The following is a 21,146-nucleotide window of genomic DNA, read 5'->3' on the forward strand; positions in this document are numbered from 1 at the left end:
TTCATGGCGACCGCTAGCAATACCCGTAACACCACCCAAAAGATGCACCCGATGGCGACCATCCTGTTTGGCAGCCGCTGGCTGCAATTACCGCTTTATCTGGGCCTGATCGTGGCGCAAGGCGTGTATGTGTTTCACTTCATGGTCGAGCTTGTGCATCTGGTGCAAAAAGTACCCGACATGCATGAAGCCGACATCATGCTGATTGTGCTGGGCCTGATTGACGTGGTCATGATCTCCAACCTGCTCATCATGGTGATTGTAGGCGGCTATGAAACCTTTGTTTCGCGCCTCAACCTCAAAGGCCACCCTGACGAACCCGACTGGCTTTCGCACGTAAATGCCAATCTGCTCAAGGTCAAGCTGGCCACGGCCATCATCGGCATTTCATCGATTCACCTGCTGAAGACGTTTATTAACGCGCCGAATCTGGATGACAAGACCATGCTCTGGCAAACAGTGATCCATATGGCCTTTGTGTTGTCAGCCGTATCGATTGCCTGGATTGACCGACTGATGACGCACGCAGACAACAAGCACTAAGCAACTGATGTATCTCCTGCAAGCCGCCCATGCGGCTTGCAGTCCATTTGCCGATCAAAAAACGCGCAGCTACCGGTAACAGCAGCCACCACGCAAAGGAAGATCCATGACGCCACAGGAAAAAATCGCGTTTGCCGACGACTTTCTCACGCTTTATCTTTCCATGGGTTTGGGCAGCCTGCCCAAACGCGAGATTGATCTGTTTGTGTTTCATGCCCTGATCCAAAGTGCCGAGCACAGGGGCAAATCCAACTACGAACTCGCCAACACCTTTGGCATCTCTGAGACCCGCATCAAGACCCTCAAACTGAATGCCGCCCTGCGTTACAAAGAGATCAATCCACGGGCGATACTGGCGCGCGTGGTGGAGCGCCTGATCGCCAGCCAGCAGTTTGCTGAACTGAACGAAGGCAAAATTGATATTTCACTTGAAGACCCGCTGGAGCGACGCGAACTGGAAAACTTCCTGAAAACGCGCGGCCATCATGCCGAATACACCTTGAATCGCGAAGTGTTGCGCATCTCGGCGGCACGTTTGCTGGAGCTGATTATGGAACACGCCGAGCGTGCGGGCAGCGAGTTTGACGAAATTATCCGCAGCCAGATCAAGGATCAGGCAGTCTCTGCCCGCATTCTGGCAGGCGCGCCATCGCTGAAACAAAAACTGGACCGGCTACGCGCTGAAAATCTCAACCTCGCCACCCTTAAGTCACTGATCGCCAAGGCATTCACCCTGTTTTGATGCTTATCTGGATGGCGAAAATTCGCTCGCCAGCCAGTCATTGATCAGCGCTTTTTCATAGCGCAATGCATCGCTGTCCCGCGCTACTGTCGTCATCTGAAACCCCAGATTGCGCAAGTTTTTCTCGCCCTGCCCAAGGATATGTCCATCGGCATCGCGCCATTCATATTGCAACTTGATACGTGGCGGATACACATCACGCACGATACGCACATCACGCCCCGGGCCACGCCAGGGTTCAAAACTGCCGGCAAGATCAATATCGGTAATGCGGATGCTGAGCTGCTGCCCCGGCTGCAAATAGCGCGGGGCCGTGCGCTCGATATATTTCCGTAACGACGCCAAGGTAGACGGGCTATATCCGCCAAAACTGTCATTGCCCGCATCGGTAAACTTCTCGGGCTGAACGAACTCCACCACCACCGCCCCAGCGGGAGGTTCCGCATGCGCATGGTTCAAACAAAACACCAGCATCGCCATCAGGAGGTATCGCGTGCTTACTCTTTTGAAATTCATGGCATTCCCCCTACCAGGTCACTAAACATAGGACGCTGAAGTACCCGATAAATTCTGATCCGCGCATAACAAAAAAGCCGCTTTCGCGGCTTTTCTGATTTGACTTCACCAACGTTGACTTCACCAATGTGCTACTAGATGACCTCGGCAATCGGGATGATCTTTTTGGTGTATTCCGGCATCTGGTCAAAATTGAGGTATTTGTAGATGCTGTCGGCATTTTTGCTGAGCTTGTCGCCCACGGTTTCCAGATACTCGGCAGGCGTCGGCATGCGGCCCAGACGGGCACACACAGCGGCCAGTTCGGCGGAACCCAGATATACGCGGGCATCCTTGCCCATGCGGTTATCAAAGTTACGGGTACTGGTGGAGAACACGGTGGCTTTGTCGGCCACGCGCGCCTGGTTACCCATGCACAGCGAGCAGCCCGGCACTTCGGTACGCGCACCGGCCACGCCAAAGACGGAATACACGCCTTCGTCGCGCAGCTGGTTTTCGTCCATGCGGGTAGGTGGCGCAATCCACAAGCGAGTGGGTATGCCGCCTGAGCCCTCAAGTACCTTGGCAGCGGCGCGGTAGTGGCCGATGTTGGTCATGCAGCTGCCGATAAACACTTCGTCTATCTTGTCGCCCACCACTGCGGAAAGCGGCTTGATGTCATCAGGATCATTGGGGCAAGCCACCAGCGGTTCTTTGATTTCGTTGAGGTCGATTTCCAGCACGTAAGCGTATTCGGCATCGGCATCCGGTTCCAGCAGGTTAGGGCTGGCGAGCCAGGCCTGCATGGCTTCGATGCGGCGTTGCAGGGTGCGGGCGTCGGCATAGCCGTTGTCGATCATGTTTTGCATCAACACGATGTTGGATTGCAGGAACTCAATCACCGGCTCCTTGTTGAGCTTGACGGTGCAGCCATTGGCCGAGCGTTCGGCGGACGCATCGGCAAACTCGAATGCCTGCTCGACCTTGAGGTCAGGCAGGCCTTCGATTTCCAGAATGCGCCCGTTGAATACATTCTTCTTGCCCTGCTTGCCTACGGTGAGATCACCCTTCTGAATCGCGGCATACGGAATGGCATTCACCAGGTCCCGCAAGGTGATGCCAGGCTGCATTTCGCCCTTGAAGCGCACCAGCACAGACTCAGGCATATCCAGCGGCATGGCACCCATGGCAGCGGCAAACGCCACCAGGCCAGAGCCGGCCGGGAAGGAAATCCCGATCGGGAAGCGGGTATGCGAATCACCGCCGGTACCAACAGTATCAGGCAGAATCAGGCGATTCAGCCAGGAGTGGATCACACCGTCACCAGGACGCAGGCTGACGCCGCCGCGGCTGGACATGAATTCAGGCAGGCTGTGCTGCAGCTTGATATCCACCGGCTTGGGGTAAGCAGCGGTATGGCAGAAGCTCTGCATCACCAGATCGGCCGAGAAGCCCAGGCAGGCCAGCTCTTTCAGCTCGTCACGGGTCATGGCACCCGTCGTATCCTGCGAACCCACGGTCGTGATTTTCGGCTCGCAATAGGTACCAGGACGCACGCCCTGCCCTTCTGGCAAGCCACACGCGCGGCCCACCATCTTCTGGGCCAGGGTGTAACCCTTGCCAGTATCCTTGGGGGCGATGGGCTTGATGAACAGATCTGATGGCGGCAGGCCCAGCAACTGACGGGCATTGGTGGTCAGGCCACGGCCGATGATCAAAGGAATACGGCCACCGGCACGGACTTCATCCGGCATGGTCAATGGCGCCAGATCAAAGGTGGAAATCACCTCGCCCGCGGCATTCAGCACTTTGCCATCGTATGGCTTGATGACGATTTCATCGCCGGTATTCATCTGGCCAACATCACATTGAATAGGCAGAGCACCGGAGTCTTCCGCGGTATTGAAGAAAATCGGGGCAATCTTGCCGCCCAGCACAATGCCGCCGCTACGCTTGTTGGGGATATTCGGAATGTTGTCGCCCATCAGCCACTGCACAGAGTTGATAGCCGATTTGCGTGAGGAACCGGTGCCGACCACATCGCCAACATAGGCCAGTGGCAGGCCTTTTTGCTGCAGGTCCAGGATAGTCTGCAAGCCATTGGGCATCTTGTTGACCAGCATGGCCTTGGCATGCAAAGGAATATCCGGACGCGACCAGGCTTCCTGCGCAGGCGACAAGTCATCGGTATTGGTCTCGCCTGGCACCTTGAACACAATGGCGCGAATCTCCGCAGGCAAGGCCGGGCGGTTGGTAAACCACTCGCCAGCGGCCCAGGATTCCACCAGTTTCCTGGCATGCAGGTTGCCCGCTTTCATCTTCTCGGCCACATCGTGGAAGGCATCAAACATCAGTATCGTTCTGGAGAGTGCCTTGACCGCATCTTCTGCCATCGCGCCATCCAGCAGCTCCACCAGTGCCTGCACGTTGTAGCCACCCAGCATGGTACCCAGCAGCTCCACGGCCTTGGCCGGGCTCACCAGCGGCGATGTGGCACTACCCTTGGCAATATCGGCCAAAAAAGCAGCCTTGACGTAGGCAGCCTGATCCACCCCGGCAGGAATGCGGTTTGCCAGCAACTCGAGCAAGGCATCAGCCTCACCGGCTGGCGGATTTTTCAGCAGGTCGACCAGCTCGGCAACTTGTTCAGCGGTAAGGGGTAAGGGGGGCAAACCGACATTGGCACGCTCGGCTACATGTTCACGGTAATTTTTCAGCATGGCACTCATTCGAGGATAAGTAATAGATGATGGGATTATACAGTGCGTCGCAAGCCCTATAAATCGTGCAGGCAATCACATGCAAACTATATGCAATAAGTACATGCAATGACTGTGCCTGCCTTGATACGGTATTCGCATTTCCATTCACATTTCAAAGACGAGCAATATCCCCCCTGCCAGCGTGGCTGCCATAGCTTGAGTATGAGACTGCGAAAGGAAACGCCCGGCGCGAATGGCCGGGGAGAGACCGCGCCCAGCCGGGGCTATGCCCCAAACTGGTGCCCGCGCTTAGGCTCGGAACTTGCCGAACTTGAAGGGCATGACTTTGCCCACGACTTCAACGTCTTTTGCATTTTCGGCGGAATAGACTTCAATGGGGAAGCCACCGTCGTTGTCGTACTTGATGGCAACGCTACCATCCAGGCGCACTTGCACACGCTTGATCGTGATGCGTCCGTGCTGGCGAATGGCGTAAAGCGCATCTCCATCAAAGGCATTGCAGCGAATGTCGATGAACACCTCATCACCATCGCTCAACAAGGGTTCCATGCCATCGCCATAGACATGCACCAGCTTGAGGTAACGCGAAGGCACCCCGCCCAGCCCGGAGTCGGCATTGAGCTCGACCTTTTTAATCAGATGATTTTCATGGATAAGCAGCTGGCTGGACGAAGCATGGTCGGCGCAATAGCGTTCCACGCACAGGCTTTCATCATGAAACACCTCGACCATCTTGGCGCGAGGGACAGATCCAAAAAAATCCGGTCGCGCTTCCAGAAACACACGGATGGCCTCGGAAAGCTCAGGCGGCGGCAGGTATTCATTAAGAATGCCATTGGGCCCGCCCTTGCCATTCACTTGACGTGAAGGCCAGGCTTCTCTTTTTGCCTTGTCTCGGCAGCCGCGAACGGAGTTAGGTAGCCTCACCACCAAATGTTGTGAGAGCAATGCAAGCTCGGATGCGGAAAACCATTGCTTAATGCCCATATGGATTCGTCCCGGTGGATAAAAATGTTGGGAAAATGTTAGGCATGCGTATTTATTTAACTATTTGTTCTATATATTTATTTGTTGGTATTGGTTTTTATTCGTAAAAATTAAGCAGATCGTGTTGACAAGTTGAGAAATATTTCCTAACATTGACTCACAACCAAAAACGCTTAGATTGCCCAAGGCAAATCAAGCGAAATTAAAACCGCACAGGGGGTGCAATCCGCGTTAGTCAGCGTATATGTGTGATCTATGACACATATATATACCGAACACGGCCGCTTTCTGATCCCCTGCCATATGACGGTTTTAATCGTTAATTAGATTCATCTCAGCCTGCATACTCCGAGGCTGGGCTGAACGTGGCCTTGCACATCACGATGGCAAGGCAGAACACATCGCCAATGATGTCATGGGTTAAGGGGGCCGCAGCATGCAGATAGACACACGGCAGTTACATGACCGTTGCCTGACCGGCAAACACGCCGTCCTTAGCCTGAATCCATCCCTCATCATACTACCGCCGCATCTGGCTCAAGCCAAAGAGATGCAGGCATTTCATCCGTCTATTCCCCGCCTCCATTCAGGGAAATATCGAAAACGGCAGCGCTGACATGGCGATGCGCCTCCAGACCTTGATAAACCACATCGCCCATCCAAGTAAAAACAGGCCATGATGAAATCTAACCCACCGCTAGAAATAATCAAGTGCTCCAGAGGCGCCCACATCAGAAAAACCCTGGATGGCATCATTACTAGCTGGGACCAGCGCGCAGAAGATATGTTTGGTTACTCCTCGCTGGAAGTCATCGGCCAACCTTTCAGCGCCCTCTGCACGCAGGAGCAGCAAGCCCAAGAGAAAAGCCGCCTGAACAAGATGCGGGAAAGCCGATGCATCATGCATTTTGAAACCGAGCATGTGCACAAAAATGGCAGCATGCTGCTTATTCTCAATACCCTCACCCCATTGTGGGATCTTCTTGGCAATATCATTGGCGCTTCACGCGTCGTACATGACCTGACTGAAAACAATCGCATCCGCCAGGCGCTCTTCATGGAGCAGCAGCGCTGGCACGCCATGTTGTCCGCTGTGCGCGACGCCGTCATCACCACAGACCAGCGCGGCCGCATCGAGTTTCTGAATGCGGCAGCCGAAAGGCTGCTAGGGCAAGGCTTTAGCCGCATTGGGGGGCAACCTTTGCGTCATTTCATAAGCCTGGCAGACGGCAGCCTGCAGGCCGGGATTGATGAAGCGCTGGACCTCAGCATGCGGGAGATGCGCTCGCTGGATATTCCGTTGCGCGTACTGGCTGAGCATGCATCCCCTATACTGAAAAGTACCATCAGCCCCCTCAGCCCTGAAGGCCGACAAAAACCCGGTACTATTATCGTTCTACAAGAAGGGCAGGCCCTGGCACCTGGCCAGCCTGAACTGGACCCGCTAACCGGCATTCACAATCGCACCGCGCTCGAAACCCGCCTGCAAGCCGCGCTTGCTTCTGCGCATACGCAGGGCGAGCAGCATATGTTCATGTATCTTGATCTGGATCAGTTCAAGATTGTCAACGATACCTGCGGCCATGCCGTCGGTGACGCCTTGCTCAAACAGATCGTCAGCATCATCCGCGGCTGCCTCAGCACAGACGCCTTGCTGGCCAGGCTGGGCGGAGATGAGTTTGCCATTCTGCTGTTATGTTGCGATAGCGATGCCGCTGGCAAGATTGCCGATGACATCTGCAACCGGATCGAGGCGTTCCGCTTCGCGCATGAGCAAAAACGCTTTCACGTCAGCGCCAGTATCGGCCTGGTCAGGATAGACCATCAGTGGCAGGACATCAGCGCTCTGCTGCAAATTGCCAACGCTGCCTGCTACACCGCCAAGCAGGAAGGTCGCAACCGCACGCACCTTTATCGCGATACCGACTTCGCCATCAAAAAACATCACGAGGAAATCCAGTGGGTGAACCGGTTGGAACTCGCGCTGGAAGAAAACCGCTTCAGCCTGTATTGCCAGCGCATTCTTCCGCTGAACGAAAACAGTGGCATCCATGGCGAGATCCTGCTGCGCCTGCCGGATGGCAATAGCGGCATGATCCCTGCTGGCGCCTTTATGCCAGCGGCCGAGCGCTTTCATATCACGTCCCGCATTGATCGCTGGGTCACCAAACGCGTGCTGCACTGGCTCATGCAACACGAGCATGTGATCGACCATATTGATGTGCTGTCCGTTAATATTTCCGGGCAATCCATAGGCGATCGGGCCTTTCATGACTACATGCTGGAGCTGATCGTCTCCACGCCAGCCACCTACTCCAAATTATGTTTTGAGATCACCGAAACCGCTGCCATTACCAATCTGGCGGACGCCAACAGTTTTATCGCCTCCATGCGCCGCTTCGGCATTCGTTTTTCACTGGATGATTTTGGCAGTGGCGTATCGTCGTTTGGACACCTCAAGAATCTGGACGTGGATTACCTCAAGATTGATGGTCAGTTCATTCGCGCGATTGATAGCAATGTGATTGATCAGGCCATGGTGCGGTGCATCTGCGAAATTGCCAACGGCACCGGATTGAAGACCATTGCAGAGTATGTCGAAACCGTAGAAGTGGAAAACCTGCTGCGCGGCATGGGCATTCACTACACGCAGGGCTATCTGCGCCACAAACCGGCCCCGCTGGATGAGATGCTGAAGCCCTGAGGCTATGAATGAGGAGAGCCTGTCACCAGTGCAAGCTCAAAGACTGACGAGGGGAAAAGCAAAAAATGCGGTCACCGCTGGGGAATCTCTAGTAAAACGAACGCGAGAATGGCGAGCCACAGCTTTTGCTGTTGGCAGCAGACACCATTTCATCCATCACCGGCTTGTTGAAATCCTTGCCATGCACGGTTTCGATATAGGCACGCACTTCCTCCACCGTCACCATGCCATCATGGTCCTTGTCCATTTTCTGCAGGCGCTCTTCCACCGTGATAAATGGCGACTCGGCGGCGGCAACCGGAATGGCACAGACGACAAGGGCAAGCCCGGCCAATTTCCACATGTCGATTTTCATGATGTCCATTTTGATTTCACCTTCATTTCCGATTGCATGCATGGCCTTCATCGTCATTTGAAAACCAAAATTTCCATTGACGCCAAGCAGATTGCGGCACACGATTGAAAGACTCGAGCTGACTGCTAGCTGCTTGTTATTTAACCACATAACCCCTTGCCCGGATACCATCCATGATCATTACCCTACATGGCGCTGATCGTTTCAGAAACATGATGGATCATCCTGTCGCTCAATCTCCATCATGCGAGCCCTAAGCTTCTGACCTCATCATCGGCATGACATTCCAAATATTTCATGATCAGATTTTTGCCCATCCCCGATGTAGGGTAAAATCTTGTTCTTTTTACAATTGAGCAAAGGCTGCTGATGGAACTCACATCACTCAATGCACTTTCACCGCTTGATGGTCGTTATCAAGCCAAACTGGATCCGTTACGCCCTTTTTTCAGCGAATATGCGCTGATCCGGCATCGCGCCCTGGTGGAAGTCGAATGGCTCAAAGCACTGGCGGCTGAGCCTGCGCTGGCAGAAATCGCGCCATTCAGCCCGCAAACCATCCAGGACCTGGATGCTGCCATCGCCAACTTTGGCGAAGTGGAAGCCTCACAGGTCAAGGCGATTGAATCGCGCACCAATCACGACGTCAAAGCCCTCGAATACTGGCTCAAGGAGCAATTCGACGGCAACAGCGAAATCCGCAAGGTCAGCGAATTCATCCACTTCGCCTGCACTTCCGAAGATATCAACAATCTCTCCCATGGCCTGATGCTGAAAGCAGCCCGTGACCAGGTCATGCTGCCCACGCTGGAGCAAATGATCACGCGCCTGACCGAGATTGCCCATGACCTGGCCGATGCGCCCATGCTGTCGCACACACACGGGCAGCCTGCTTCACCCACCACGCTGGGCAAGGAAATTGCCAATGTGGTTTACCGCCTGCGCCGTCAGCACAAGCAGCTGGCCGAGGTGGAAATTCTGGGCAAGATCAATGGCGCCGTCGGCAACTTCAATGCGCACTTATCGGCTTACCCTGACTTTGACTGGGAAAGCTTTGCCCAGAAATTTGTCACCGCGCTGGGGCTGACCTACAACCCTTACACCATTCAGATTGAACCGCATGACTACATGGCCGAGCTGTATGACGCCCTGTCGCGCATCAACACCATCCTGATCGATCTGGATCGCGATGTCTGGGGTTACATCTCCCTGGGTTACTTCAAGCAGAAGGTGAAAGAAGGCGAAGTCGGCTCTTCCACCATGCCGCACAAGGTCAACCCGATCGACTTCGAAAATTCCGAGGGCAATCTGGGCCTGGCCAATGCCGTGCTGCGCCATCTGGCAGAAAAACTGCCGATCTCGCGCTGGCAGCGTGACCTCACTGACTCCACCGTGCTGCGCAACATGGGCGTGGCGCTGGGTTACACCCTGCTGGGCTACGATTCCTGCCTCAAAGGCCTGAACAAGCTGGAAGCCAACCGCGCGCGCCTGCTGGAAGACCTGGACAACAACTGGGAAGTGCTGGCAGAGCCTATCCAGACCGTGATGCGCCGTTATGGCATTGCCAACCCCTACGAACAGCTGAAAGCGCTGACGCGTGGCAAGGGCGGCATCAGCAAGGAATCCCTGCAGGCATTTATCCAGGACCTCGAAATCCCGCAAGATGCCAAGCAATTGTTGCTCGACATGACCCCGGCCAGCTACATCGGCAAGGCAGTTGAGCTGGCCAAGCGCATTTGATCGAGCATGGCATGATCACCGACCGTAACAATCCACGTCTGGCGGTGCTGATAGACGCGGACAATACCTTCAAGGTGATCGACATCATCGACGAGCTGTTCGAGGAAATTTCCAAGTTTGGTGATGCCAGCGTCCGGCGCATTTATGGTGACTGGACGCAAAACCAGCTGAACCGCTGGAAGGAAATCCTGCCCAAGCACGCCATACAGCCGATACAGCAATACGCCAATACCAAGGGCAAAAACTCCACGGACAGCGCGCTGATCATTGATGCCATGGACCTGCTGTATACCGCCCCGCTCGATGGCTTCTGCATTGTGTCCAGCGATAGCGATTTCACGCGCCTGGCGATCCGTTTTCGTGAATCCGGCAAAATGGTGTACGGCTTTGGTGAGCAAAAAACGCCTGAATCGCTGATGGCGGCCTGCAACCAGTTCATTTACATCGAGATTCTCTCGCAGAACAAGCTGGCAGACAGCGCTGCCATCGAGCCGGAACCAGCAGCGCAGGAGACTGCCAAAACGACCAAGGGCAGAGCAGCAAAGGTTGCACGACCTTCTGCCACCGAGCCTGCCACCGCCCCCGGCATCCGCAAAAGCGCCAAGGAACTGGCGATGGATACCAAGCTGGTGACGCTGATACGTTCTGCGATTGAAGCCCTGTCGGACGATGATGGCTTTGCCCATATGGGCGAAGTCAAAAAACACATCGTGAAAAACTTCTCGGCATTCGACTCGCGCAATTATGGTTATGGCAAGTTCAGCGACCTGATCAAGGCCACCGGCCTGTTTGAAGCCGACACGCAAAAGCAACGCATCAAGGACAAGCGCAAGAAATGAGCGACATACTGGTCTTGTATTACTCACAGGGCGGCGCCGTGCGCGACATGGCGCAACTGATTGCGCGCGGGATTGATAGCGTGCCCGGTATGCGAGCGCGATTGCGCACCGTGCCTAAAGTCTCGGCCAATTGCGAAGCAACCGAGCCGGAGATTCCAGCGACTGGCGCGCCCTATGTAGAACTGAAAGACCTGGAAGAATGCGTGGGCCTGGCCCTGGGCAGCCCCACCCGCTTCGGCAATATGGCCGCCCCCATGAAATACTTTCTGGATGGCACGACCAGCCTGTGGCTCAAGGGCGCGCTGATCGGCAAACCTGCCGCCGTATTTACTTCCACCGGCTCGCAGCATGGCGGCAACGAAAGCACATTGCTCACCATGATGCTGCCATTGCTGCACCACGGCATGCTGATTGTCGGCCTGCCCTATTCCGAACCAGCCCTCGCATCCACCACCAGCGGCGGCACGCCTTACGGCGCCAGCCATATCGGTGGCGCCAGCGATGACCGGCCAATTACCGAAGATGAACGCAAGCTGTGCATTGCCCTGGGCAAGCGCCTGGCCACCACCGCGGCCAAGCTTGGTGCCTGACTCGAACACCATGGCAGCCACTTCGAACACAAAGCCTGACGCATGAACCTCAGTACTGAAGCCCGACAATTTCTGCATCGTTCGCGCAAGGGCGTGCTATCCACGCACTCGGCACGCTTTGCGGGTTACCCCTTTGGCTCCATCGCACCTTTTGTGGTGGACCATACCGGCTGCCCCATCATTCTGATCAGCACACTGGCCGAGCACACCAAAAATATCCTGCAAAACCCGCATGTTTCGCTGATCGTGCTGGATAATGCCGATGACATGCAGGCCAACGCGCGTCTTACCGTGCTCGGCCAAGCGCTGGCGGCTGACAAAACCGATGCCGATCTGCGTGCCCGCTATTTGCGCTACTTCCCCCAAGCCGCGGGGTATTTTGATATGCATGATTTTTCGTTTTATCGCATTACGCCGGTGCAAGCGCGCTACATCGCAGGCTTTGGCAAAATGGGCTGGGAAGAAGGCGCCGCGCTTACCACGCCGTTGCCGCCACTGGCACAGCAGGAAACCGGCATCATCGAGCACATGAATGCGGACCACGCTGACAACCTGCGCGCCTATTGCCAGCACGTTCACCAACTTGATACCGAACAGGCCGAGATGATAGGCATAGACAGTCTGGGGTTTGACGTACGCGCCTCCAGCGCACACCAGCCGCCCACTATACTGCGCTTTGAATTCGAGCAAGCCATCCAGGATGCCATGCAAGCACGCCAGGCACTGGTGGCGATGGCAAAGGTGTGCCGAACATGATCAAAAACCTGCAACTCGGCGCCAGCATCAGTCTGATTGCCCTGATTTTATTGTGTCTGGCCTGGGAAGGCTGGCTCGCGCCCTTGCGCCCCGGGGGCTCCATGTTGATCTGGAAAGCCGCCTTTCTGCTGCCGGCGCTTTTCGGCGTATTGCGCGGCAAGCGCTACACCTATCAGTGGGCCTGCATGTTTATCCTGTTTTACTTTACCGAAGGCTGCGTACGCGCATGGGCAGATCAGGGATTATCCGCGAGACTGGCCCTGCTGGAAGTTGCGTTGACCCTCGTGTTTTTCACCTGCGCGATTTTCTATGCCCGTTTTACCCGCCCCAGCCAGATGGCTACTGCAGCCAATAAAGCAGCAGCACAAGGCCAAACTCAAAGCTGACCAATCACGTTAAGCCTGCCCCAACGCCGTCATTATTCCCTTATAATAATTGCATGAGAATTCTACTATCCAACGACGACGGCTATTTTGCGCCTGGCCTCAGTATTCTGGCCGAGCACATCAGCAAGATCGCCGAAGTCGTCGTGGTCGCCCCCGAGCGCAACCGCAGCGGTGCCAGCAACTCCCTGACACTTGATCGTCCGCTGACCGTGCGCAAGGCGCTTAATGGTTTCTACTACGTCAACGGCACCCCTACCGACTGTGTGCACCTTGCGGTGACCGGCCTGCTGGACCAGCTGCCCGACATGGTGATCTCCGGCATCAATGATGGCGCCAATATGGGCGACGATACGATTTACTCCGGCACGGTGGCTGCCGCCATGGAAGGCTATCTGCTGGGCGTGCCTTCATTTGCGTTCTCCATGTCGCAGCATAATCCAGCGCATTTCGAGACCGCCGCCCGCGTCGCCGTTGAGCTGGTGCAGCATATCCAGAAAAAAGACATGCCGCCGCCCATGCTGCTCAATGTGAATATTCCCGACGTGCCTTACGATGCCCTGCAAGGACGTGTGATTACCCGCCTGGGCAAGCGCCACAAGGCAGAGCCCGTGATCAAGTCGACTACACCGCGTGGCGAAACCGTGTACTGGGTAGGTGCCGCAGGTGGCGCGCAGGATGCCGGTGATGGCACCGACTTTTATGCCGTTGCCAACAACCGTGTCTCCATGACACCCCTGCAGATTGATCTCACGCACTACAACCAGCTGAGCTCCCTGAAAACCTGGCTAGACTTCTGATCAAGACCCATGAGTAGCGTAATCCGTGGCATAGGCATGACCTCTCTTCGTACGCGTGAGCGCATGCTGGCGCGTCTGCGTGAGCAAGGCATACGCGATGAAGTTACCCTTTCTGCCATGGGCAGCATTGCCCGCCATATTTTTGTCGATGAGGCTTTGTCTTCCCGCGCCTATGAAGATGTGTCCTTGCCTATCGGTTTCGGCCAGACCATCTCTCAACCCTACATCGTCGCCCGCATGACGGAAATCCTGCGTGCTGGCAAACCGCTCGGTAACGTGCTTGAAATCGGCACTGGCTGCGGCTATCAGACCGCCGTGCTCTCCAAGGTGGCCAAAGAAGTCTACTCAGTGGAGCGCATACGCCCTCTGCTGATGAAAGCCCGCGGCCACTTGCGCGAGCTGCGCATGAGCAACATCAAGCTCAAGCATGCGGATGGCACCATGGGGCTATCGGAGCTTGCACCATTCGATGGCATTATTGTCACAGCGGCTGCCAGCCATGTACCACAGGAGCTGCTGGAACAGCTGGCGGTAGGCGGACGCATGGTGATCCCGGTGGGCACCGAAGAACAAATCCTCTACCTGATTGAACATGTTGCCACCACCAATGGCAGCGAATACCGGCAAACCAAGCTCGAGCCGGTGAAGTTCGTTCCCCTGCTGGGCGGAACGAATTGAGTGGACATCATCATTTGAGTATACAAGCTGCTTTTTACCGTTATCTGACTCTGGCATGCACACTGGTGCTGGCAGCCTGTGCCGCCAATGAGCCCGCGCCGGTCATCGACCGCCGGCCACCCGCCAGCAAGTCACCTGCCGTAAAACCTTCCAGCTCCGTAGCCACCAGCCAGCCCGGAAAGGATTGGCGCCCGGACCGCTACACCGTGAAAAAAGGCGATACGCTGTTCAGCATTGGCCTGGAGTACGGCTATGACTACAAGGAAATCGCGCAGGCCAATAACATACCGCCGCCTTACATCATCCGTATTGGCCAGCAATTACAGCTGAAGTCGGTGGACAGCAAGGAATCCACAGACACCGCTACAGGAGTGGTCACCGCCCCCCTGGGCAGCGGCGATGGCAACGTCGTAGTCCGTCCCTTGGGCTCGGATGCCCCGCCATCTGCCAGCAGCCCTGCCACCGGCATCCCGGTGCTGAGCGAGCCCAAGGCGTTGCGCGTGCCATACAGCGAGCAAGCCATGCAGGTTGCGCCAGTCAAACCAGCAACGGCGACGCCAGCCGCTACTTCAAGTGATACGGCAAAAGCCACGGACGCAAAACCCACCGAGGCCAAACCGGCTGAGACGAAGCCTGCCGATAGCGCCGCCAAACCGGATGCTGCCGCTGCCGGTAATGACGAGGCACTGGAATGGGTCTGGCCCACCAATGGCAAGGTCATTGGCACCTTCAGCGACACAGGCAGTGGCAAAGGCATTGATATTGCCGGTTCACAAGGGCAGCCCGTGTTAGCAGCCGCCCCTGGCAAGGTGATCTACAGCGGCTCGGACCTGCGTGGTTATGGCAAGCTGGTGATTATCAAGCACAACAAGACCTATCTCTCGGTCTATGCCCACAACAATCAGATTCTGGTGAAAGAGGGCCAGCAAGTCAGCCGCGGCCAGAAAATTGCCGAGATGGGCAACAGCGATACCGACAAGGTCAAGCTGCACTTTGAAATACGCCAGCAAGGCAAATCCGTCGACCCCGCCAAATACCTGCCCGGCAGTAATCCGTAACCGCGATTCAATGGGAGTGTCTGCATCATGAAAACCAGCCAGCCCGAAAAACCGGATTCATTGAAAAGCACGCTGATTGCCGTGTTGAAAATCGGCATCATGCTGCTGGGTATTGTCGGACTGGCGGTGGAGATTTTTCGCGACAATGGCCTGCTGAAGCAATTATTCACAAAAATGCTGGATTCCCCGCTGGGGATATTCTCCATTCCACTGGCACTGCTGGCGCTCTATCTGTTCAACCGCTGGCTGGGCACCGCGACTGACGGCAAAGCCTCCACCCGTGGCGACTTGCCCATGTACATCATGATGGGCATAGGCGCCTACTTTCTGTATCGCCTGATTACAACCGGAAGTTTATGACCATGGCGGCGAACGCCGCTATTGGGATGGCATCGGGTACAGCACATGCTCAAGACATGCCGCACCCGATGCAGATGGATGGAATATCCGGGAGTTACTTGGCGGCCGCTTCTTTTGCCAGGCGGGCATCTTCTTCCGCCAGATAGGCACGTACCTGCGTCATGTCAAAATCGCGTGTCCATTCGATCAGCTTGTCCAGCGCAGGCGCGCCGATTTCGCCGATTTGTGCATGAATGCCAGCCTGCTCGCGAATCACCAGAATGCCAGGTACTTTTTTCACTTCGAAGTATTCGGCAATCTCGGGTTGATCATCCGTATCCACCATGCCAAACACGATGTCAGGATTTTTCTCGGAAGCCGCGGTGAATACGTCGGTAAAGTTCACGCAAGGCTCACACCATGGCGCCCAGAAGTCGACAATGACGATGGCATTGTTGACGATCGTGTCTTTGAAGTTACTGCGGTTTAAGGTTACCACTGCCATGATCCGACCCCTGCTTTTATAGTAAATAGGCTGCGATTCTAGCAGATGAAAAAGCATTCGGGGCACCCAAAGGCGCCCCGAATCGATATCCAGCCTGCGACAGAATCAAGTCCGGCTTAGGCTACCGGCTTGGCCCAGGCACCATCAAAAAAGATATCACCCAAGGCTTTGCGCGCACGCGGAGCGGTTTCCCGGTCCAGAATATCGCCGGAAAGCGTGGAGACATCCGCGGCATAGCCCACCGAAATCATGGCCATCAATTGAAACTGCTCGGGGATAGCAAAGACTTCGCGCGTCTTTTTCGTGTCAAACCCGCCCATCTGGTGCGCCATCAGGCCGAGCTCTTCCGCCTGCAGGCACAGGTTTTCAGCGGCGGCGCCGGCATCATAGCTGCCCCAGCGGTTTTCCTTGCCATTGTGATCAAACAGCGTATTGGCGGTCACCAGCAACAGCACCGGTGCATTGCGCACCCAGGACTGATTGCCTTCGACCAGACACTCAAACGCTTGCTGCCAGGCGCCGGCATCATGGTTGCGATCCCAGACAATAAAACGCCATGGCTGGTCACCAAAGCAGGATGGTGCCCAGCGGGCAGCTTCGAGCAAACTGATGATCTGCTGGCGGCTCACCGCTTTGGCGGCGTCATACGCGCGTCCGCTCCAGCGGTTCGCGATAATCTCGGCAACAGGGACTTGCGTGGTAGCTGGCTTTTTCATGAATACTCCTTGTTCTGATGGAAATCAGCCCTGATCACGTCAGGGCTGAATGTGGCAATAAGGGCTTAAGCTTGCTGCAGTGTCGGGTAATCAGTGTAGCCCTTTTCCGTGCCACCGTAGAAGCTGGCCTGATCCGGCGCATTCAATGGCGCATCCTGGCGGAAGCGTTCCACCAGATCCGGATTTGCCAGGAAAGGTACGCCATAGGCGATGGCATCGGCATGTCCGCTGGCAATAGCCGCGTTGCCTTTCGCTTTGTCATAGGCCAGATTGGCAATGTACGGACCCTTGAAGTGTTTGCGCAGCACATTGAAATCAAATGGCGCCACTTCGCCGCCGCCCATGCCGCCTTCAACGGCGTGCAGATAGGCAAGACCCAGCGGGCTCAATACTTCGGCCACGTGATTGAACAGTGCCTGTGGATTGGAATCCGCCATGTCGTTGAACGGGTTAAGAGGCGAAATACGCACGCCCACCTTGTCGGCACCGGCCACGGCAATCACCGCGTTCACGACTTCCAGCAACAGACGGCTGCGATTTTCCAGGCTGCCACCGTATTGATCCGTGCGCTTGTTGCTGCCATCACGCAGGAACTGATCCAGCAGATACCCATTGGCGGCATGCACCTCTACGCCGTCAAAGCCGGCTTCCAGCGCGTGCTTGGTAGCGGCAGCGTAATCTGCCACGATGCCGGGCAACTCGGCCAGTTCCAGCGCACGTGGCGTGACGAAATCCTGCAGCCCCTGATAGGTAAAGGCCTGTCCGGCAGGCTTGATGGCAGAGGGCGCCACCGGCAAGGCATTGTCCGGCAACAAGGAAGGATGCGAAATACGGCCTACATGCCAGAGTTGCAGAACGATCTTGCCACTTTGGGCATGCACGGCCTGCACCACTTTTTTCCAGCCTTCCACTTGCGCCGGGGTATGGATACCAGGCGTTGCCGGATAACCATGGGCCATGGCGGAAATAGGCGTGGCTTCGGTGATGATCAATCCAGCACTGGCACGCTGCTGGTAGTAGAGCGCATTGAGGTCAGTTGGCACATTGCCGGTGCCCGCGCGGTTGCGGGTCAGTGGCGCCATGACCATGCGGTTTTTGAGTTGGATGGAACCCAGGCTTACCGGGCTGAATAGATCTGTCATCGAGAGATTCCTTTACGTTTTAAATACAAATGGCGTGCAAGCACGCCAAGGTTAAGAATCAGGAATTAGCTTACTTTTGCTTCACGCCTTCAATCAGCAGATTGACTTCAATATCGTCACCTACCGGGGCGCCGACCTTCTGGCCCCAGGTGTAGCCGTAATCGGAAGCCTTGATCACAGCGTTTGCTTCGATCCCGGTACGTTGGCCGCCCCATGCGTCATTGCCATAGCCCAGTACCACGAAGGGGAAGGAAATCTCCTTGGTCACGCCATGCAGAGTGAATTTACCGGTGATCACGCCCTGGGTTTTGCTTTTGGCTTCGACCTTGGTGCTGACAAACTGGATTTCGCTAAAGGCGCCAGCATCCAGATACTCCGGCTTCTGGATATGCTCATCGCGCTTGGCCAGGCCAGTGCTGATGCTGAGTACATTGATGCGGGCATCGACGCTGGAGTTAGCCAGATTATCCGGGTCCAGTTTGATAACGCCCTTGATGTCATTGAAGCTGCCCGCAGTCTTGGAAACCACGTGGCGAATCTTGAAGTTGGCAAAGCTGTGTGCGGTATCGATGTTGTAGGTATCGACAGCAGCAGATGCAACGCCAGCAAAACTTACGAGCGCCAGAGAGGCGATGATGTGTTTCATTGAAATCCCCATTAAAAATGCAAAAAATTAAGAAGCCTGCAAACGCTTGGCTAGCTCGGCTACGCGTTCGCCCAGATGTTCGGCAGTCAGCAGATCACTTTGTATAGGCGCCACATCGGCACCCTGGTCGCTATTGGCTTGTGCCATTGCGCCCAGAAAACTGCCCAGTCGATTCAAATCGTTTACTGAGCCCTGACTATGATTATTGCCGGGCAACAGCCCCAGACTGACCCACAGCATGCCATGCTGAGCGGCAAATACGGACAGCTGAATCAGACTATCCAGCTTGTCGCCGCTTTGGCTGGCAGAGGTGGTAAAGCCGGCTGCAAGCTTGTCTTGCCAGCCGCGCTCGTACCAGATCTTGGAGCTCGCTTCCATGAACTCCTTGAACTTGGCCGACACCGAGCCCATGTAAGTCGGACTGCCGAAGATAATGGCATCGGCCCCTGCCAAAAGTTCCCATTGCTGCTGAGCCTCTTCGCTGGTCAGCAAGTGAACTTGCGTGCCGGCGGATTTGCCAGCACCGCGTGCGACGGCCTGGGCCTGGGCGGCGGTGTGGCCGTAGCCACTGTGATACACGATTGCGATGGTTGCCATGATGTGTGCTCCTGATGAGTTAGTTGAGATACAGCTGACGTATTGAGATAAAAGACCTTAGATCGACTGCGTTGCGGGAATGTGATGGGGTGGCAGATCAAACAGCAGCACTTCCGCTTGCGTCAGCGCCCGTATGTCCAGCCGGGTTTCACCATCCATTCTGATCGCATCCCCTTGCTGCAAATCCTGTCCATTTGCCTGAAGGCTGCCCTGGGCGACTTGCAGGTAATAGCTGCGTCCACTATCCAGCGTCATGTCCAAGGTTACATCCTGATCAAGCACACTGGCGTAGAGATCCACGAACTGGTTGATCTTCAAACTGTTGTCACGGCCCTCGCGTGAGGCAATCAGGCACCAGCGATTATGCTTGGCGGCGAGTGGAAAATGCTTTTCTTCATACCCGGGTGACAGGCCATCCTGCTCGGGCATCAACCATATTTGCAGCAGATGTGCCTGCGCGGTCTTAGATGCATTGAATTCGCTGTGAGAAATACCGCTGCCCGCCGTCATGCGCTGAACATCACCAGCATGGATGGTCGATCCATTTCCCAGGCTGTCTTCATGGCGCAAGTCGCCCTGCAGCATATAGGTGATGATTTCCATATCACGATGGCTGTGCATGCCAAACCCGCGGCCCGGCTCAATCACGTCCTCATTGATCACGCGCAGCACTGAATAGCCCATATAGGCGGGGTCGTAATAACTTGAAAACGAAAACGAGTGGTAACTATCCAGCCAACCAAGATTGGCATGTCCCCGTTCACGGGATTTTCTAAGCTTGATCATGAATGCCTTATTCAATTATATTGAATGACCTGCAGCATATTAAACCTAAGGCCAAGACGAGATTAGCAAATAATTTTGCATATCTCATTCAAAAAATATGAACACCTCTCTCACCATGGATGCACTGGAAGTGCTGGATGCCATTGCGCGCAAGGGCAGCTTTGCAGCGGCAGCAGAATCGCTGTTTCGCGTGCCATCGGCCATCACTTACACGGTGCGCAAGCTGGAAAGTGATCTGGGCATTGCCATTTTTGACCGCAAAGGCCATCGGGCGGAGCTGACAGAAGCAGGCGCCGAGCTGTTGCGAGAAGGCCGACGCCTGTTGCAGGCGGCGCAAGAGATTGAATCCCGCGTCAAGCGCGTGGCCACCGGCGTAGAAACCGAACTGGGCATTGCCCTGAGCGACCTGTTTACTGTGGCCCCGATATACCGGGTGCTGGAAAAGTTTTATGAACAAGGCTTTGGCACGCGCATCCGGCTGATGCGCGAGGTATATGGTGGCAGCTGGGATGCCCTGGTAACTGGCCGTGCCGACATTTCCATAGGCGCGCCGGGCGATGGCCCGCCCGGCGGCGGCTACATTACCCACACCATGGGCACAGTGGAGTTTGACTATGCCGTAGCTCCGCATCACCCGCTGGCCGCCCTGCCCGAACCCTTGCAAAATCAGGATATCCAGCAATACCGCTCCATCTCCGCTGCCGATAGCTCGCGCGACCTGGCGCCCCGCACCTCCGGCATTCTGCAGGGGCAGGATGTGCTGACGGTATCGGACATGGCATCCAAGCTCCTGGCGCAGCAACGCGGCCTGGGAGTGGGCTACCTGCCCCGGACCATGGCCACAAAGCATGTTGCCAATGGCACGCTGGTGATCAAACAGGTGGCTGAACCCAAGCCTGAGGTGCCCTGTTTTCTTGCCTGGCGCAGCGATGGCGGCAAAGCGCAGGCCTGGCTGATTCGTGAAATTTCCCAACTAGCACTGGATGAACTGCTGATCTAGTGCCAAAATCCATGATGCAGCC

General features: G+C 55.7%; 23 protein-coding genes. 13 read left to right on the forward strand and 10 right to left on the reverse strand.

Going from position 1 to position 21,146, the window contains the following annotated elements; all coding sequences use genetic code 11:
* Positions 1 to 3 precede the first annotated feature (3 nt).
* Together FNL37_RS09200 and FNL37_RS09205 are read left to right on the forward strand one after the other, a co-directional pair.
* Positions 4 to 543, forward strand: a complete 540-nt coding sequence (locus FNL37_RS09200) for a TIGR00645 family protein (RefSeq protein WP_015829772.1) — start codon at positions 4 to 6, stop codon at positions 541 to 543.
* A gap of 106 nt (positions 544 to 649) precedes the next feature.
* Entirely contained in the window at positions 650 to 1,285 is a 636-nt protein-coding gene (locus tag FNL37_RS09205) for a hypothetical protein (RefSeq protein WP_015829771.1), read from the forward strand.
* A gap of 3 nt (positions 1,286 to 1,288) precedes the next feature.
* Here the strand turns inward: FNL37_RS09205 and FNL37_RS09210 are convergent, their stop codons facing one another.
* From FNL37_RS09210 to FNL37_RS09220, 3 genes are all read right to left on the reverse strand, one after another.
* Positions 1,289 to 1,801 (reverse strand): DUF3016 domain-containing protein, encoded by a 513-nt coding sequence (locus tag FNL37_RS09210; protein WP_015829770.1) that lies wholly within the window; start codon positions 1,799 to 1,801, stop codon positions 1,289 to 1,291.
* Positions 1,802 to 1,935: 134 nt separating this feature from the next.
* Positions 1,936 to 4,500 (reverse strand): bifunctional aconitate hydratase 2/2-methylisocitrate dehydratase, encoded by a 2,565-nt coding sequence (acnB, locus tag FNL37_RS09215; protein ID WP_041369968.1) that lies wholly within the window; start codon positions 4,498 to 4,500, stop codon positions 1,936 to 1,938.
* A 291-nt stretch (positions 4,501 to 4,791) separates the two neighbouring features.
* Positions 4,792 to 5,490 (reverse strand): S24 family peptidase, encoded by a 699-nt coding sequence (locus FNL37_RS09220; RefSeq protein ID WP_041362071.1) that lies wholly within the window; start codon positions 5,488 to 5,490, stop codon positions 4,792 to 4,794.
* Between the two features lie 676 nt (positions 5,491 to 6,166).
* Here FNL37_RS09220 and FNL37_RS09225 point away from each other — a divergent pair.
* A complete protein-coding gene (locus FNL37_RS09225) occupies positions 6,167 to 8,194 on the forward strand; it encodes a bifunctional diguanylate cyclase/phosphodiesterase (protein WP_244948247.1) in 2,028 nt (675 codons plus the stop codon).
* Between the two features lie 88 nt (positions 8,195 to 8,282).
* Here FNL37_RS09225 and FNL37_RS09230 read toward each other — a convergent pair whose 3' ends face one another.
* The gene (locus FNL37_RS09230) at positions 8,283 to 8,591 is read right to left on the reverse strand and encodes a calcium-binding protein (protein ID WP_244948248.1); all 309 of its coding nucleotides are present in this window, start codon (positions 8,589 to 8,591) and stop codon (positions 8,283 to 8,285) included.
* Positions 8,592 to 8,918: 327 nt separating this feature from the next.
* On the opposite strand from FNL37_RS09230, the gene purB reads away from it, so the two are divergent.
* From purB to FNL37_RS09275, 9 genes are read left to right on the forward strand one after another with little or no spacing between them, the layout of a single operon-like run.
* Complete coding sequence (gene purB / locus FNL37_RS09235; RefSeq protein WP_159355928.1) at positions 8,919 to 10,289, forward strand: adenylosuccinate lyase; 1,371 nt, start codon at positions 8,919 to 8,921, stop codon at positions 10,287 to 10,289.
* Between the two features lie 11 nt (positions 10,290 to 10,300).
* Entirely contained in the window at positions 10,301 to 11,128 is an 828-nt protein-coding gene (locus FNL37_RS09240; protein ID WP_015829764.1) for an NYN domain-containing protein, read from the forward strand.
* Entirely contained in the window at positions 11,125 to 11,718 is a 594-nt protein-coding gene (wrbA, locus tag FNL37_RS09245; RefSeq protein ID WP_159355929.1) for an NAD(P)H:quinone oxidoreductase, read from the forward strand. Before FNL37_RS09240 ends, wrbA begins: the two co-directional genes overlap by 4 nt.
* Before the next feature lie 42 nt (positions 11,719 to 11,760).
* Positions 11,761 to 12,474, forward strand: a complete 714-nt coding sequence (locus FNL37_RS09250) for a HugZ family pyridoxamine 5'-phosphate oxidase (RefSeq protein WP_159355930.1) — start codon at positions 11,761 to 11,763, stop codon at positions 12,472 to 12,474.
* Positions 12,471 to 12,860, forward strand: a complete 390-nt coding sequence (locus FNL37_RS09255) for a DUF2069 domain-containing protein (protein WP_159355931.1) — start codon at positions 12,471 to 12,473, stop codon at positions 12,858 to 12,860. Before FNL37_RS09250 ends, FNL37_RS09255 begins: the two co-directional genes overlap by 4 nt.
* 53 nt (positions 12,861 to 12,913) lie before the next feature.
* A complete protein-coding gene (surE, locus tag FNL37_RS09260) occupies positions 12,914 to 13,657 on the forward strand; it encodes a 5'/3'-nucleotidase SurE (RefSeq protein WP_015829761.1) in 744 nt (247 codons plus the stop codon).
* A 9-nt stretch (positions 13,658 to 13,666) separates the two neighbouring features.
* A complete protein-coding gene (locus FNL37_RS09265; RefSeq protein WP_159355932.1) occupies positions 13,667 to 14,335 on the forward strand; it encodes a protein-L-isoaspartate(D-aspartate) O-methyltransferase in 669 nt (222 codons plus the stop codon).
* Positions 14,332 to 15,393, forward strand: coding sequence for a peptidoglycan DD-metalloendopeptidase family protein (locus tag FNL37_RS09270; protein ID WP_211371955.1), 1,062 nt, complete (start codon positions 14,332 to 14,334; stop codon positions 15,391 to 15,393). Before FNL37_RS09265 ends, FNL37_RS09270 begins: the two co-directional genes overlap by 4 nt.
* A gap of 27 nt (positions 15,394 to 15,420) precedes the next feature.
* Complete coding sequence (locus FNL37_RS09275; protein WP_013441815.1) at positions 15,421 to 15,753, forward strand: hypothetical protein; 333 nt, start codon at positions 15,421 to 15,423, stop codon at positions 15,751 to 15,753.
* A gap of 94 nt (positions 15,754 to 15,847) precedes the next feature.
* Here the strand turns inward: FNL37_RS09275 and FNL37_RS09280 are convergent, their stop codons facing one another.
* From FNL37_RS09280 to FNL37_RS09305, 6 genes are all read right to left on the reverse strand, one after another.
* Positions 15,848 to 16,237, reverse strand: a complete 390-nt coding sequence (locus tag FNL37_RS09280; RefSeq protein WP_013441814.1) for a thioredoxin family protein — start codon at positions 16,235 to 16,237, stop codon at positions 15,848 to 15,850.
* A gap of 116 nt (positions 16,238 to 16,353) precedes the next feature.
* Entirely contained in the window at positions 16,354 to 16,953 is a 600-nt protein-coding gene (locus FNL37_RS09285; RefSeq protein ID WP_013441813.1) for a nitroreductase family protein, read from the reverse strand.
* A 65-nt stretch (positions 16,954 to 17,018) separates the two neighbouring features.
* Positions 17,019 to 18,095: an alkene reductase gene (locus FNL37_RS09290; protein ID WP_159355933.1), complete on the reverse strand. Its 1,077-nt coding sequence runs from the start codon at positions 18,093 to 18,095 to the stop codon at positions 17,019 to 17,021.
* A gap of 70 nt (positions 18,096 to 18,165) precedes the next feature.
* Positions 18,166 to 18,741 (reverse strand): YceI family protein, encoded by a 576-nt coding sequence (locus FNL37_RS09295; protein WP_159355934.1) that lies wholly within the window; start codon positions 18,739 to 18,741, stop codon positions 18,166 to 18,168.
* Between the two features lie 27 nt (positions 18,742 to 18,768).
* A complete protein-coding gene (locus FNL37_RS09300; protein ID WP_013441810.1) occupies positions 18,769 to 19,338 on the reverse strand; it encodes a flavodoxin family protein in 570 nt (189 codons plus the stop codon).
* A 57-nt stretch (positions 19,339 to 19,395) separates the two neighbouring features.
* A complete protein-coding gene (locus FNL37_RS09305) occupies positions 19,396 to 20,124 on the reverse strand; it encodes a pirin family protein (protein WP_159355935.1) in 729 nt (242 codons plus the stop codon).
* Between the two features lie 97 nt (positions 20,125 to 20,221).
* Between FNL37_RS09305 and FNL37_RS09310 the strand changes: the two genes are divergently transcribed.
* Positions 20,222 to 21,124 carry a LysR family transcriptional regulator gene (locus tag FNL37_RS09310; protein ID WP_159355936.1) on the forward strand — a complete coding sequence of 301 codons (903 nt, stop codon included), beginning with the start codon at positions 20,222 to 20,224 and terminating at the stop codon, positions 21,122 to 21,124.
* Positions 21,125 to 21,146: the final 22 nt, after the last annotated feature.

It is taken from the genome of Methylovorus glucosotrophus (genome assembly GCF_009858335.1).
Lineage (GTDB): Bacteria > Pseudomonadota > Gammaproteobacteria > Burkholderiales > Methylophilaceae > Methylovorus > Methylovorus glucosotrophus.

Bases quoted from the DNA above. Each gene is read 5' to 3' on its own strand.
- FNL37_RS09265 (WP_159355932.1), top strand. From the start codon at position 13,667: ATGAGTAGCGTAATCCGTGGCATAGGCATGACCTCTCTTCGTACGCGT.
- purB (WP_159355928.1), top strand. From the start codon at position 8,919: ATGGAACTCACATCACTCAATGCACTTTCACCGCTTGATGGTCGTTAT.
- FNL37_RS09200 (WP_015829772.1), top strand. From the start codon at position 4: ATGGCGACCGCTAGCAATACCCGTAACACCACCCAAAAGATGCACCCG.
- FNL37_RS09210 (WP_015829770.1), bottom strand. From the start codon at position 1,801: ATGAATTTCAAAAGAGTAAGCACGCGATACCTCCTGATGGCGATGCTG.
- acnB (WP_041369968.1), bottom strand. From the start codon at position 4,500: ATGCTGAAAAATTACCGTGAACATGTAGCCGAGCGTGCCAATGTCGGT.
- FNL37_RS09240 (WP_015829764.1), top strand. From the start codon at position 10,301: ATGATCACCGACCGTAACAATCCACGTCTGGCGGTGCTGATAGACGCG.
- surE (WP_015829761.1), top strand. From the start codon at position 12,914: ATGAGAATTCTACTATCCAACGACGACGGCTATTTTGCGCCTGGCCTC.
- FNL37_RS09305 (WP_159355935.1), bottom strand. From the start codon at position 20,124: ATGATCAAGCTTAGAAAATCCCGTGAACGGGGACATGCCAATCTTGGT.
- FNL37_RS09280 (WP_013441814.1), bottom strand. From the start codon at position 16,237: ATGGCAGTGGTAACCTTAAACCGCAGTAACTTCAAAGACACGATCGTC.
- FNL37_RS09205 (WP_015829771.1), top strand. From the start codon at position 650: ATGACGCCACAGGAAAAAATCGCGTTTGCCGACGACTTTCTCACGCTT.
- FNL37_RS09250 (WP_159355930.1), top strand. From the start codon at position 11,761: ATGAACCTCAGTACTGAAGCCCGACAATTTCTGCATCGTTCGCGCAAG.
- FNL37_RS09285 (WP_013441813.1), bottom strand. From the start codon at position 16,953: ATGAAAAAGCCAGCTACCACGCAAGTCCCTGTTGCCGAGATTATCGCG.
- wrbA (WP_159355929.1), top strand. From the start codon at position 11,125: ATGAGCGACATACTGGTCTTGTATTACTCACAGGGCGGCGCCGTGCGC.
- FNL37_RS09295 (WP_159355934.1), bottom strand. From the start codon at position 18,741: ATGAAACACATCATCGCCTCTCTGGCGCTCGTAAGTTTTGCTGGCGTT.
- FNL37_RS09275 (WP_013441815.1), top strand. From the start codon at position 15,421: ATGAAAACCAGCCAGCCCGAAAAACCGGATTCATTGAAAAGCACGCTG.
- FNL37_RS09220 (WP_041362071.1), bottom strand. From the start codon at position 5,490: ATGGGCATTAAGCAATGGTTTTCCGCATCCGAGCTTGCATTGCTCTCA.
- FNL37_RS09255 (WP_159355931.1), top strand. From the start codon at position 12,471: ATGATCAAAAACCTGCAACTCGGCGCCAGCATCAGTCTGATTGCCCTG.
- FNL37_RS09225 (WP_244948247.1), top strand. From the start codon at position 6,167: ATGATGAAATCTAACCCACCGCTAGAAATAATCAAGTGCTCCAGAGGC.
- FNL37_RS09230 (WP_244948248.1), bottom strand. From the start codon at position 8,591: ATGCATGCAATCGGAAATGAAGGTGAAATCAAAATGGACATCATGAAA.
- FNL37_RS09290 (WP_159355933.1), bottom strand. From the start codon at position 18,095: ATGACAGATCTATTCAGCCCGGTAAGCCTGGGTTCCATCCAACTCAAA.
- FNL37_RS09310 (WP_159355936.1), top strand. From the start codon at position 20,222: ATGAACACCTCTCTCACCATGGATGCACTGGAAGTGCTGGATGCCATT.
- FNL37_RS09300 (WP_013441810.1), bottom strand. From the start codon at position 19,338: ATGGCAACCATCGCAATCGTGTATCACAGTGGCTACGGCCACACCGCC.